This window comes from Clostridium sp. K04 (assembly GCF_019734375.1).
Lineage (GTDB): Bacteria > Bacillota > Clostridia > Clostridiales > Clostridiaceae > Clostridium > Clostridium saudiense.
Map to the genome: position 1 here is coordinate 68,630 of NZ_JAASHD010000006.1, position 13,853 is coordinate 82,482.

At 27.9% G+C, this 13,853-nt stretch carries 10 protein-coding genes and 1 pseudogene; all 11 read left to right on the forward strand.

Annotation, left to right across the window (positions count from 1 at the left end; translation table 11 throughout):
• The first annotated feature begins 4 nt into the window (after nt 1-4).
• Entirely contained in the window at nt 5-685 is a 681-nt protein-coding gene (locus tag HCG70_RS04195; protein WP_042394736.1) for a Crp/Fnr family transcriptional regulator, read from the forward strand.
• Between the two features lie 100 nt (nt 686-785).
• Nucleotides 786-2,513 carry a hydroxylamine reductase gene (gene hcp, locus HCG70_RS04200; RefSeq protein ID WP_055291486.1) on the forward strand — a complete coding sequence of 576 codons (1,728 nt, stop codon included), beginning with the start codon at nt 786-788 and terminating at the stop codon, nt 2,511-2,513.
• A gap of 348 nt (nt 2,514-2,861) precedes the next feature.
• On the forward strand, nt 2,862-3,239 hold the full coding sequence (locus HCG70_RS04205) for a hypothetical protein (protein ID WP_042394531.1): 378 nt from the start codon (nt 2,862-2,864) through the stop codon (nt 3,237-3,239).
• Nucleotides 3,240-3,509: 270 nt separating this feature from the next.
• Nucleotides 3,510-3,992, forward strand: a pseudogene (locus HCG70_RS04210) (flavodoxin family protein).
• A gap of 12 nt (nt 3,993-4,004) precedes the next feature.
• Complete coding sequence (locus HCG70_RS04215) at nt 4,005-5,762, forward strand: DEAD/DEAH box helicase (protein WP_055274817.1); 1,758 nt, start codon at nt 4,005-4,007, stop codon at nt 5,760-5,762.
• Between the two features lie 257 nt (nt 5,763-6,019).
• The gene (locus HCG70_RS04220) at nt 6,020-7,561 is read left to right on the forward strand and encodes a YceG family protein (RefSeq protein WP_055274819.1); all 1,542 of its coding nucleotides are present in this window, start codon (nt 6,020-6,022) and stop codon (nt 7,559-7,561) included.
• 21 nt (nt 7,562-7,582) lie between these two features.
• Entirely contained in the window at nt 7,583-8,839 is a 1,257-nt protein-coding gene (locus HCG70_RS04225; protein ID WP_242833219.1) for a toxic anion resistance protein, read from the forward strand.
• 228 nt (nt 8,840-9,067) lie between these two features.
• Nucleotides 9,068-9,670, forward strand: coding sequence for a TerD family protein (locus tag HCG70_RS04230; RefSeq protein WP_070098839.1), 603 nt, complete (start codon nt 9,068-9,070; stop codon nt 9,668-9,670).
• Between the two features lie 140 nt (nt 9,671-9,810).
• Nucleotides 9,811-10,389, forward strand: a complete 579-nt coding sequence (locus tag HCG70_RS04235) for a TerD family protein (RefSeq protein WP_042394523.1) — start codon at nt 9,811-9,813, stop codon at nt 10,387-10,389.
• 11 nt (nt 10,390-10,400) lie between these two features.
• A complete protein-coding gene (locus HCG70_RS04240; RefSeq protein ID WP_052330578.1) occupies nt 10,401-11,030 on the forward strand; it encodes a TerD family protein in 630 nt (209 codons plus the stop codon).
• Between the two features lie 154 nt (nt 11,031-11,184).
• The gene (locus HCG70_RS04245; RefSeq protein ID WP_042394520.1) at nt 11,185-13,836 is read left to right on the forward strand and encodes a cation-translocating P-type ATPase; all 2,652 of its coding nucleotides are present in this window, start codon (nt 11,185-11,187) and stop codon (nt 13,834-13,836) included.
• Nucleotides 13,837-13,853 lie beyond the last annotated feature (17 nt).

Consider the following 13,853-nt stretch of genomic DNA (forward strand, 5'->3'; position numbering starts at 1 on the left):
TTATATGGAGAGTATAATTAAAATAATAAAAAAAAATCAATTATTTATTGGATTAAGTGATGAGAACATAAGAAATGTTTTAAAGGAAATAAAGTATTATATAAAGTCTTATAGTAAAGGTGAAATAATTGCACATGAGGATGATGAGTGTGGAAGTTTAGCTTTGGTCTTAGATGGGGTTGTAGAAATACAAAGACTATATTCTAACGGCAAATACATAGTATTAAATAGATTAGATGAAGGAGATGTGTTTGGAGAAGCATTAGTATTTTCAAAAGCAAAAACTTATCCAGCTACTGTTATTGCTTTAAGTGAATGTAAGATACTTTTTATAAATAAAAATGATGTTTTAAAGATATGCTCAAATGAAGAAAAGGTATTAGAAAATTTTGTTTCTTTATTGAGTAATAAAGTTTTTATTTTAAATTCGAAAATAAAGAGTATATCCTTTAAAAGCATAAGACAAAAGGTCGTTAATTATATTTTGAATGAAGTAAAAGAACAAAAAAGTAGTTCTATTATATTGAAAAACACAAAAGAAGAAATAGCAGCGTTATTAGGAGTTCCAAGACCATCCTTATCAAGAGAATTGATTAATTTAAGAGATATGAATTATATTGAATTTAATAGAAAAGTAATAAAAGTATTAGATATTGAAGGTTTAGAGGAAGAATTATTTATGTAAAAAAAAGAATTCGTAACAAATGTTACGGATTCTTTTTTTATATAGATATAGAATAAGCACATGAGGTTAAAAAATATATTTCAAAAGGAGATTTTTAAATATGCAAAATAAGATGTTTTGTTTTCAATGTCAAGAAACAGCAGGATGTAGTGGATGTACTAAATTTGGTGTGTGTGGAAAAAGTCCAGAGCTTGCAAATATGCAAGATTTATTAATATATGTTACTAAGGGATTATCAGAAGTAACAACAAGATTAAGAAAAGAAGGAAAGAAAATAGATAAAGAATTAAATCACTTTATTACATTAAATTTATTTACAACTATAACAAATGCTAATTTTGATAATGAAGTATTTTATAGTAGAGTTAAGGAAACTTTAAGAATAAAGGCTGAATTAATGGCTAAATTAGATAATAAAGAAGGTTTATCAGAGGTAGCTTTATGGGACGCTTCTTCAAATGAAGAAATGGACAAAAAAGCAGGTATTTTAGAAAAGATTAAAGGTATTGTAGGCGTAAATAAGGAAGTTAAGTCATTAAATTTAATATTAGAAGAAAAGTCAAATAGTGATGAAGTTGGTGTTCTTGCAACAAAAGATGAGGATATAAGATCATTAAGAGAACTTATAACTTATGGATTAAAGGGATTATCAGCATATTCAAAGCATGCTAATGCTTTAGGGTATGATAATGAAGAAATAGATACATTTATGCAAGAAACTTTGGCTAAATTAGTAGATGACACTTTAACTGTAGATGAGTTAATTGCTTTAACATTAGAAACAGGTAAAGTAGGGGTTGATGGTATGGCATTGTTAGATACTGCTAATACTAAGACTTATGGTAATCCAGAAATAACTAAAGTAAATATAGGAGTAGGTAAGAATCCAGGAATTTTAGTATCTGGACATGATTTAAAGGATATAGAGCAATTGTTAATTCAAACTGAAGGAACTGGTGTAGATGTGTATACTCATTCAGAAATGCTACCAGCTCATTATTATCCAAATTTAAAGAAGTACAAGCACTTAGTAGGTAACTATGGTAATGCATGGTGGAAGCAAAGAGAAGAATTTGAAAGCTTTAACGGACCAATATTAATGACTACTAACTGTATAGTACCACCAAAGAATGAAAGCTATAAATCAAGAATGTATACAACAGGAGCAGCAGGATTTGAAGGTTGCGTTCATATTGAGGCTGATGAAAATGGTAAAAAAGATTTCACTGCAATAATTGAACAAGCTAAGAAGTGTAAAGCTCCAACAGAAATAGAACAAGGTGAAATCATTGGTGGATTTGCTCATGCACAAGTTTTAGCGTTAGCAGATCAAGTTGTTGAAGCTGTTAAAACAGGAGCCATAAAGAAGTTCTTTGTAATGGCTGGATGTGACGGAAGAGCTAAATCAAGAAATTACTATACTGATTTTGCAAAGGCTTTACCAAAAGATACAGTAATATTAACTGCAGGTTGTGCTAAATATAAATATAATAAATTAGATCTTGGTGATATAAATGGAATTCCAAGAGTTTTAGATGCAGGACAATGTAATGATTCATATTCATTAGCATTAATAGCATTAAAATTAAAAGAGGTATTTGAGTTAGAAGATATTAATGAATTACCAATAGCATTTAATATTGCTTGGTATGAACAAAAGGCGGTAATTGTATTATTATCATTATTATACCTTGGCGTAAAGAATATTCATTTAGGACCAACACTTCCAGCATTCCTTTCACCAAATGTAGCAAAAGTTTTAGTTGAAAACTTTGGAATTGGTGGAATAACTAATGTAGAAGATGATATGAAAATGTTCTTAAGCTAATAATATTAAAAATGATAGAAGTTTAATAAAGTTATAAGAAATTCCTAGAAGTATTATTTTACATAAATTACTTCTAGGAATTTTTTGATTTTGTAAGGAAATTAATAAGAAGGTTAAGTGATTATAATGATAAATTGATAGTTATAATTACATTTCTTTATTGAAATTTACTAGCTTTTTTTAGGTTAAGAGCAAGTTTTATAAATTTATAATTTATCATGTATTATGTGGAGTAAAGTGTGATTATTAATAGTTGATTTGTGTATATTATAGTAGGTAAGTAAAAAATAAGTTAAGTTTTTTATTTAATGAATTAAGAAAATAACATAAAGAGGGAGGAAAAATGTTATGTATAAAAGTAGGATAAGATCATTTGGGAAATGCGTTATGTATGCGGCAATACTAATTGCAGTATTAATTCTTACTGCATTGGTAATTACTAAAATTGCAATGTGTCCATTAAATGATGCACTTTTTATGGAAGGAATACTTTTTATCATGTTAGGAGTTTTTTCTTCTATAGGAGGGAATCCTATTGGATTATCATTTCAAGTAATGGAACAAAACAATGCACAATATTTAGCTAAGGTTGATAATGAAAACTTTGAACTAGAAAAGAAAAATGAAGAATCACCAAAAATAGAAACAACTATAAGTATAAGTACAACAATGATTTCTTTAGTTATTGCAGGAGTAGTATGTATATTAATTAATTGTATAATTTAACAACAGTAAACGTTTACCGAGGCTTTAAATAAATAAAAAGTTCCTAGAATATTTACCGGGGGATGGTATCTTCTAGGAATTTTTTGTATTAGGGGAAATTTTTTTGTTTCACTTTATGTATTTAGTATAATATTTAAATTTGTCAATTGTGTTTCAATTTGGTGAAAATAATATGATTTAAATTTACATAGGAATTTTTTGTTGGGTAATAATGTAAAGTGATTTATAATAATGTTATATTAATTAATATAAAAAAGAGGAGATTATTCCATGAGGAATTTAGTTGTGTTTTATTCATTAGAAGGAAATACAAGGTTAATTGCAGAATCAATAGCAAAGGCTATAAATGCAGATGTATTAGAACTAAAAACAAAAAAGAAGTATAGTGATAAAGGTTTTAAAAAATATTTCTGAGGAGGAAAAAGTGTAATTTTTAAAGAAAAACCAGAACTTTTGTATTTAGATAAAGATATTAATCAATATGATAATATTTTTATTGGAACACCTATATGGGTAGGAACTTATGCACCACCGCTTAATACATTTTTAAAAAATAATAAAATTGAAAAAAAGAATATTGGATTATTTGCATGTCATGGTGGGGGAGGAGCAACTAAATTTTTTAATAATATAAAAAAAGAAATTCCTAATAATAAGTTTATAGGAGAAATTGATTTTATGGAGCCTCTTAAAAATAATAAAGAGGAAGATGTTAGAAAAGCAATAATGTGGGTAAAAGAACTAATAGGTTAGCGGAGGAATTATATGAAAAAGAATGCAGCACTAAGAGAGTTTAAAAAGTTAAAGAGTCAAATTAATCAAATAGAGGAAATAGCGCATCATTCAAAAGTAGGAGCGTTAATAGAGCAAGAAACTTCAATTAGAAAGAAGATTAGATTATTAAAAGAAATGGAGAATGAAGGCTTTAAGGACTATCAAGATGTATGTGATAGATATGAAGAACTTTTAGAAGATATTTCTAAGAGGATGCTTGAAGATTATAATAAAAAAAATAATACTGATTTTGATTTTTATGAGGTAGTTAGGGGAAACTATAATACTTTTTTAAATTCAGGTGTTATGACAGTTCTTACAAAAAGACATATACCAAAACTGATTGGAGAAGCTTTTGAAGAGGCATTTCCAGATAATCCTAAGGATGAATACATGGTAACAAGAAGAATGAAAAGAAAGATTTATGTTCATCTGGGGGATACCAATACAGGAAAGACTTATAATGCAGTAGAAAGATTAAAAACAGCTAAAAAAGGTGTTTATTTATCACCACTTAGGATATTAGCATTAGAAAATTATGAAAAGTTAAATAGTGAAGGTGTAGTTTGTGATTTAATGACTGGAGAAGAAGAAATAATTAATGAAAATGCAACACATGTTTCATGTACTATTGAGAAGGTTAATTTAAAGCAAAATTATGATATTGCAGTTATTGATGAAATACAAATGATTAATGATTCTCAAAGGGGTATAGCATGGACTAGAGCATTATTAGGGCTTAGATGCAATGAAATTCATGTTTGTGGAGCAATGAATGCTAAGGAGTTATTAATTAAAATTCTAGATGATTGTGAAGATGATTATGAAATAAAAGAATATCATAGAAGTATACCACTAGAAGTTGAAAATAAAAACTTTAGTTATAATGATGTTCAAGAAGGCGATGCTATTGTAGTTTTTTCTAAAAAGAGGGTTTTAGAAATAGCTCAAGATTATTCAAATAAAAATATTAAGACTAGTATTATTTACGGTGATTTACCACCAGAAGTTAGAAAGATGCAATATGAACAATTTATAAATAAAGAAAATAAAGTGCTAGTTACAACTGATGCTATTGGAATGGGGGTTAATCTTCCAATTAGAAGAGTTGTATTCATGTCTATAAGAAAGTTTGATGGTGAAGAAATGAGAGAGTTAACTTCACAGGAGGTAAAGCAAGTAGCAGGTAGAGCAGGTAGAAAAGGTATATATGATGTTGGATATGTTGCAGGGGTTTCAGATACACATAATTTTCTAAGTAGAAAGTTAGAAGTAAAAGATGAAGTAATTAAAGAAGCAGTTGTGGGTCCATCAGAGGCAATACTTACTATAAAAAGCTTACCATTAAATGAAAAGCTAGTTTTATGGAAAACTAGAGAAGAAAAGCTGGATTATTATACAAAAATGGATATTAGTGAATATTTATTGATATTAGAAAAAATTAAAAGATATAAGCTTAAGGAAGAGGATCAATGGGATTTATTAAAAGTTCCTTTTGATGTTGCTAGTGAAGAACTTATGAATAAATTCCTTGAGTATGTAGAGGAGGTTTTTGTTGCTAAGGCTAAAGAAATAACAAAGCCAGAATGTTTTACAGGAAACCTTGATGACTTAGAAATTTATTATCAAAAGATTAATATGTATTATTCTTTTTCTAAGATATTTAATTTAAAATTTGATGTAGATTGGGTTTATAGTGAAAGGCTTAAAGTAAGTGAAGATATAAATGAGATTTTAGTTAAAATTTAGTTTTATAATCTTATAAAAGTTATGAAATTATTAAAAATACCATGGGAATATTACGCTCATGGTATTTTTATAGCATTAGGTACAATAATATTTTTATTGAAGAAAAATAATTAAACAAAGATTAATATGTATTTAAGAGTGTTAATGTGAAAAAATAATAATATTGGTAAATAAAGTTGATAAGTGTTGAAAGATGGATATTAAATAAGGTAAAATTTATATATAAGTATAATTTTTAGAAAGTAAGAGGAAGATAAATGGCTATAAATTTAAAAAACATAACAATGTATATGTTTAGAACTATTTACGAACGAGAGGATACATACAATAAGTTTAAGCCATATTTTTATAGATTTATAGGTGTAGAAGATAGTTCTAACTATGATAATTATATAAAGACAATCCAAAATAAATGCTTAGAAGAAGATAAATGTATTATATTTGATGGTTCTATACCTTTAAGTGGAGAAATGGAGTTAATTCAATATATATTTAATGAACTTGCATTTATGGATGTATATAAAATGTCTTCTCAAGAAATTACTATATTTGAGGAATTTGAAATTAACTTAAAATTTTTGAAGGCATTAGAATATGTTATTCCAATGGCATGTAATAAAGAAAATTTCTTTAATGATAATGTGAGAAACAATTTTATAACTAAGTTAATTGTTTGGACTTATACATATGCAAAGAATATAAAGTATGATTCAAGTATAAATCCTAAATGTATTTATTATGGAAATATTGAAAGACATGAAATTTATTTTCTAATTATGCTTTATAAAATGGGATATGATGTTATTTATATCAATCCGTTAAAAGAAGAATTTTGGAGTGAGATAGAAGAAGATAGATTAAGTGAATGTATAAAAAGTATGGGAATTTTGAGTATAGAATCATTTAATGAAAGGGCTAGCAAAGGAAAAGCTATTGATAATTTTGAAACAATTACTAAGCAAATTCAAAGAGAAGTAGAGGAACAATTATTTTCTAGAACAGGAGTTTTTAAGCCATGGCAATTTAGAAAGGGTTATACTAAGAGTGTATTATTAGATACTGTTTTAGAGGATATATATATTTATTGGAATGAACCTTGCAAATTAAGAAGTGGATTTAAGGTTGAAGGAGATACAGTTAGAGTGCCATGCTTCTTTAAGAAAATAGATGGAATGTATAAAGATGAGTTTGAATATCAAAAGCTTGTAAAATATTGCACTTCATCATCTAATACTTTAGTGTTTAATGGAATATATTTTTCAGAGGACGTAAAGTTTACAGATGATATGTATCAGATTATGTTTTGTCAATTAAGTGATGGTACTTTTGATATTGAAGCAATCAAAAAACTTCCTATATATAAATTTTCTAAATATAGTGAAGATGTTCAAAATTTTTTGCTTAAAAAATTTAATGAAACTATTACTAGTAAGGAGTTATATAATAAAAGTTTTAATAAAGAAGAAGTATTAAGATTACTTGTATTAGTTTTAGGTTTAAATGAAAGTATTGTCAGATTAGTAGATAATTTTGATTTTACAGGTGCTGTTCCTAAGATAGTTATTTATCTTGAAAAGGAAGAGGTCTTACCAGAATCGATGCAACTACTTTTAGGATATATACATACTATTGGCATAGATATAGTGATTTTTAATCCATCTGGATTATTTAACATTAATAATGTAATAAAAGAAACAGTATTAAATGATTTTAGGTTGGAAGTAATGAAATATGATTCAACCTATAAAGAGTTAATTAGTATGAAGCAGGGGATTTTTTCAAAGTTTTTAAAAAAATAAATAAAGGTGGGAGTGATAGTGATGAATAATTATAATAATGATAATATGGGACAATCATTTAATGGAATAAATAGTGATTTTCAAAATAATAATAATTATAATGCATATCAAAATGCACAGATGAATTACCAAGGGCAATCAGGTGAGCAAATAAACATAGAAATGGGGTATCAAAATCAATATGGATATATGAATCCTCAAGAAAGTATGCAAATACAAAATCAAGAATTTGATATGGCTACAATTTCAGAGTATAAACAAAGATTAAGAAACATGGAAGAGGTTCAGAAGTTAACAGGAGAAGTTGAAATTCAAAATCCAAATTCTATAGTAATGTTTGGGCAAAAAGCAAGTGAAAATATTTCTAAGGTATCAGATGAATTATTAAGTTCAATGAAGGCAGTAAAATCAGAAGAAGTTAGTGAAATGTTAGTAAACTTAACCAAAATAATGGATAAATTTGATGTCAAAGAATTAGAAGGTACAGAAAAACAATCAATGTTATCTAAACTTATGAAAGGTGTAGGTAATAGTGTGGCAAAGTTATTTCAAAAATATGATACTATGGGGTATGAAGTTGAAAAGGTGTATCTTTTATTAAAAAAATATGAAAATGACATACGAGAATCAAATGCTAATTTAAAAAAATTATATGATGCTAATCTTCATTACTATCAATTGCTTGAAAAGTATATTGTTGCAGGTGAATTAGCATTAGAAGAAATAGATTTATATATTTCACAAATTTCTATTAATAATGATATTAATCAAGAAGAAAAACAGATGTTAACACAAAAACTTGAAATAAGTAAAGAGATGCTATCACAACGTGTTTATGATCTTCAAATTGCAGAAAATGTTGCCATTCAAGCAGCACCAATGATTCAAAGTATTCAAATGTCTAACTTTAATTTAATGAGAAAAATTAATTCTTCATTTATAGTTACATTGCCTATATTTAAACAATGTTTAGCTCAAGCAGTTATTTTAAAAAGACAAGAAATACAAGCTAAATCAATAAAACAATTGGATGATAAGACAAATGAGCTTATTATGAGAAATTCTCAAAATACCGCTAGACAGTCTGTGGAAATTGCTAAAATGGCTTCAGGAAGTTCTGTTGCTATATCTACATTAGAAAAATCATTTGAAACTATAATGAAAGGAATTGAAGATACAAAAGCAATTCAAGAGTCTAATAGAATTCAAAGAATTGAGAACTCAGCTAAACTTGAAAGAATTAAACATAGCATGAAGAAAAATATAGCACAAAGTTAATTTTATAATAGGATGAAAAATAAATAATTAAGATATAAAGCTGGCATAATGCCAGCTTTAAATTAAATATTAATAAAAAATAAAAAATGAATTAAAAAATTTTATTTGATACTGTAAAAAGAGTTGAAAAGCATTTTGTTAAATGGTATAATTTATCACATAAGATAATTATAAATAATACTTAAATCCTAAGGGGGTATAAAAATGGGAATTAATTTAGGTTCAATGATGAATAATATTTACTCAGGTTCAAGTAATAACAATGTTAATGCCTTAAATTTAAAAAAGAATGATGTGTTAAATCTGACTAAGAAGAATCCAGGGCTTAAAAAGGTAATATTAGGTGCTGGTTGGGATGTTGCAACAATAGGGCAAGACTTTGATTTAGATATAGCAGCATTTTTATTAAATGCAAATGGCAAAGTACAAAATATTCCAGATGATGTTATATTCTTTAATAATATGCAGGGGCAAGGAATTTACTTAGAAGGTGATAACAGAACTGGTGCAGGTGAGGGCGACGATGAAAGAATCAGAATAGATTTAGAAGCTATTTCGCCACATGTTCAAAAAATAGTTTTTGTTGTTACAATTCACGAAGCACAATCTAAAAGACAAACTTTTGGAATGGTTGAAAATTCATATGTAAGAATTTTAGATGAAGAACATAATGAAAGAGAAGTTTGTAGATTTAATTTAAAAGAAAATGGATCAACTGTTACTTCTGTAATTTTTGCAGAGTTGTACAAACAAAGTGGTGAATGGCAATTTAAAGCTATTGGAGAAGGTAAAATTGCTGATTTAAATGGAATTTTAGGACTTTATATGTAGTTATTAGTTAATGAATAAAGTCTGCTTTAGCAGACTTTAAAAAATATAAATTATTAGAAACTACTATGGTAGTTTCAACTGCAACTATTAACTAAATATGCCGTGTAGGGGTTAAATAAATAATTTATAGGAGGAAAGATATGGTAGGAGTTTTGAATTTAAAAAAGAATGATGTCTTAGACTTAACAAAAACAGAGCCAGGATTAAAGAATGTGATGTTAGCAGCGGGATGGGATGTTGCTAAAAAAGGTTTCTTCAAATTAGGTGCTGATTATGATTTAGATTTAATTGCTATATTATTAAACGAAAATGATAAACTTATAAATAGAGGAGTAATTTACTTTGGAAATTTAAATGGTCAAGGTATATATTTACATGGTGACAATAGAACAGGCGCAGGTGATGGAGATGATGAAAAGATATCAGTTAATTTAGATAAGCTACCAGGTAATTGTAGTAAAGTGATTTTTGCTCTTAATATTTATGATGCAGTAGCAAGAAAGCAAAGCTTTTCTAAGGTGAAAAATGCTTATATTAGATTATTAAATGAAGATAGTGGAAATAAAGAAATTTGTAGATACAATCTATCCGAAGATGGTGGAGATAATACCGCTTTACTTTTTGCAGAGTTAGAAAGAAAAAATGGAAGCTGGCAATTTAAAGCAAGAGGAGAACTACTACATGCAACGGTTTCTTCTTTAGCAAATATGTACAAATAGAGGTGTAAGAAATGGGAATTAATTTAGGTTCAGGATTTGGAAATTTAACAGGAAATTCAAATAGTACTTCTCAAACAGGAGGAATTTTAAATTTAAATAAAAATGATATTTTAGATTTAACAAAGAGAAATCCAGGATTAAAAAGAGTAAAACTTGGTGCTGGTTGGGATATATCAAATAATGGGTTTGATTTTGATTTAGATATAGCTGCTTTTTTATTAGATTCAAATAATAAATTCAATACAGTATCAAATGTTATATTCTTTAATAATAAAGAAGGGCAAGGAATTTCATTAGCAGGGGATAATAGAACTGGTGCTGGTGAAGGTGATGATGAAACTATAAACATAGATTTAGAAAATATTAATCCTAATATAGCTAAGATTGTATTTGTTGTTACTATACATGAAGCTATGGCTAAGAGACAAACATTTGGAATGATAAATAATTCATATGTGAGATTAATAGATTTAGATCAAAATGAAAAAGAAATTTGTAGATTTAATTTGAAAGAAAATGGTTCTACTGCAACATCAGTAATTTTTGCGGAGCTTTATAGAAGTGGTTCAGAATGGCAATTTAAAGCAGTAGGAGAAGGTAAAATAGCAGATTTAAATGGAGTATTAGCTTTATATCAGTAATGAAGGAAATACATGCAAAAGATAAAGATGCTTTTGCGTGTATATTTTTAGATATATATTAATAATGTTTTTAATATGTAATAATAAGTGATAATATAGTAGATATACTATATTTTATAAAAAATATGTAAATTTATATTAGGGAGAGGAAGTAATGATTAAAGGACTTAATAAAGGTCAAGTAGAGGAAAGTAGAAAGCTCCATGGAGATAATATAATTCATGAAGCTAAACCAGAAACGTTTTGGGACAAGTTTAAGGGTGCATTTGATGATCCAATGATAAAGCTATTACTTGCAATTGCAGCAATTATGGCTATTATGGCATTTATGGGATATGCAGAGTTTGGAGAACTTATTGGGATAGCTGTTTCCGTATTACTTGTTACTGGAATTTCTGCAAAAACTGAAATGGCAAGTGATAATGAGTATAGAAAGTTAAAAGATTCTACTAAGAAAGATGTATGTAAGGTACATAGAGATGGAAAAATAGTAGAAATTGAAATTGATGATTTAGTTGTTGGGGATATGGTAATTCTTCAAAGTGGTGATAAAATTCCAGCGGATGGATATCTTTATCAAGGTGATTTAAGGGTTGATAATTCAGCTCTTAATGGTGAGGCAGAAGAGTGTAAAAAGTTTGCAGTTAATGATTCTAAGGCTTATAAAGAAGCTGCAATGACTGCAGATGTAACTGGTGATACTTTTGTTGATGCGCATTCTTTATTTAGAGGTGCAGTTGTATTCAATGGTGAAGGTATAATGGAAGTTACTAAAGTTGGTATGAAAACTATGATGGGTGCAATGGCAGAAGATATGGCTGATGATGAAGTAGATAGTCCATTAAAAGTTAAGCTTTCTAAGCTTGCATCACAAATTTCAATGTTTGGTTATATAGGTTCAGTTGTTATAGCTTTAGCATTATTAGGTCATAAGGTAATTGTTGCAGGTGGATTTTCTGATTATTTTGCCAGTGGTGGTGTAATGGTATTTAAGGATGTATTAGAAGCTATTATGCTTGCGGTTGTTATAGTTGTTATGGCTGTTCCAGAAGGATTACCTCTTATGATTGCTATTGTTCTTATGAGAAATACATCTAAGATGTTACAAAACAACGTACTTGTTAGAAAACCAATAGGAATAGAGACAGCAGGTTCTTTAAATATTTTATTTTCAGATAAGACAGGTACAATTACTAAAGGGCAATTAGAAGTAGTAGAATTCTTTGATGGTAACTTAAAAGATAGTTACAAAGAGGGTTCTATGGTAAAAGAAATGATGAAACTTTGTATTGGTAAAAATACAGGTGCAATGTTTGACGCTGAAGGTAAAGTTATTGGTGGTAATGCTACAGATAAAGCATTATTAAATTTTTTAACTCAAGAAGAAATGAATAAATTAACTAATATTACAGTAGAAAAATCTCAAGGATTTAATTCTGCTAATAAATATTCTGCAAGTCAGTTAGATGGAAAAACTGTATACAAAGGTGCTCCAGAAAGATTACTTGCTAAAGCTACTAAAATGATAGATGAAAATGGAAATGTTGTAGCTATAAATAAAGATAAAATTAACGAAAAAATTGATGGACTAGCTGTAAGAGCAATGAGAGTATTATCTTTTGCTTATAGCGAAAGTGAATTAGTTGATGATACATTACCAGAAGATTTAGTTATAGTTGGTTTTGTCGGTATTAGAGATGATGTAAGACCAGAAGCTAAACAAGCTATAGAAGAAGTTCAAAATGCAGGTATTCAAGTTGTAATGATAACTGGTGATAGAAAAGAAACTGCAGTTGCTATAGCAAAAGAAGCTGGATTATTAAAATCTAAATCTGATGTTGCATTAACATCAGAAGAATTAAACAAGATGTCTGATGATGAAGTTAAATCTATTATACCTAATTTAAGAGTTATTGCTAGAGCATTACCAACAGATAAATCAAGGATGGTAAGATTAGCTCAAGAATTAAACCTTGTATGTGGTATGACAGGCGATGGTGTAAATGATGCTCCTGCATTAAAGAGAGCAGATGTTGGTTTTGCAATGGGTAGCGGTACAGATGTAGCAAAAGAAGCTGGTGCAATAGTAATTTTAGATGATAATTTTAAATCAATTGAAAATGCTATACTTTATGGTAGAACGATTTATAATAATATCTTAAAATTTATTAAATTCCAATTAACAATAAATGTAGGTGCAGTTGCTGTTTGTGCTATAGCTCCATTCTTTGGTATTGAAGAGCCACTTAAGATTACACATATACTATGGATTAATTTAGTTATGGATGGGCTTGGTGCTTTAGCTTTAGGTTCTGAACCAGCACTTAAAAAGTATATGTTAGAAAAACCTAAATCAAGAACTCAAAGTATAGTTTCTAGTACTATGATGAATCAAATTCTATTTGCTGGTGCTTGGGTAACAATCTTAAGTTTTATATTCTTAAAGACTCCATTCTTTGTAAATATGTTTTCAAATACAGAAGAGCATATGACAGCGTATTTTTCAATGTTTGTACTTTGTGCAGTATTTAATGGATTCAATGTAAGAAGTAATACAGTAAATATATTTGAACATATTAAAGAAAATATAAGCTTTTTAAAGGTGATGGGAATTATAGTGGTAGTTCAAGTTATATTAACTATTGTTGGTGGTGACTTCTTTAGTTGTACACCAATCACATCAGGACATTGGCTTGTTATAATAGCTATGGCATTCACAATAATTCCAGTGGATATGATAAGAAAATTTATATTTAATAACTTAGTTAAGGAAAAAACTTCAGAAAGTATTGTAGAAGCAGCTTAATAAAAAGGGTAGTGTAT

What these genes read in the sequence shown, in the direction of transcription:
- HCG70_RS04220 (WP_055274819.1), top strand. Translation starts at nt 6,020, where the DNA reads ATGGCTATAAATTTAAAAAACATAACAATGTATATGTTTAGAACTATT.
- HCG70_RS04240 (WP_052330578.1), top strand. Translation starts at nt 10,401, where the DNA reads ATGGGAATTAATTTAGGTTCAGGATTTGGAAATTTAACAGGAAATTCA.
- HCG70_RS04235 (WP_042394523.1), top strand. Translation starts at nt 9,811, where the DNA reads ATGGTAGGAGTTTTGAATTTAAAAAAGAATGATGTCTTAGACTTAACA.
- HCG70_RS04205 (WP_042394531.1), top strand. Translation starts at nt 2,862, where the DNA reads ATGTATAAAAGTAGGATAAGATCATTTGGGAAATGCGTTATGTATGCG.
- HCG70_RS04215 (WP_055274817.1), top strand. Translation starts at nt 4,005, where the DNA reads ATGAAAAAGAATGCAGCACTAAGAGAGTTTAAAAAGTTAAAGAGTCAA.
- HCG70_RS04195 (WP_042394736.1), top strand. Translation starts at nt 5, where the DNA reads ATGGAGAGTATAATTAAAATAATAAAAAAAAATCAATTATTTATTGGA.
- HCG70_RS04245 (WP_042394520.1), top strand. Translation starts at nt 11,185, where the DNA reads ATGATTAAAGGACTTAATAAAGGTCAAGTAGAGGAAAGTAGAAAGCTC.
- HCG70_RS04225 (WP_242833219.1), top strand. Translation starts at nt 7,583, where the DNA reads ATGAATAATTATAATAATGATAATATGGGACAATCATTTAATGGAATA.
- hcp (WP_055291486.1), top strand. Translation starts at nt 786, where the DNA reads ATGCAAAATAAGATGTTTTGTTTTCAATGTCAAGAAACAGCAGGATGT.
- HCG70_RS04230 (WP_070098839.1), top strand. Translation starts at nt 9,068, where the DNA reads ATGAATAATATTTACTCAGGTTCAAGTAATAACAATGTTAATGCCTTA.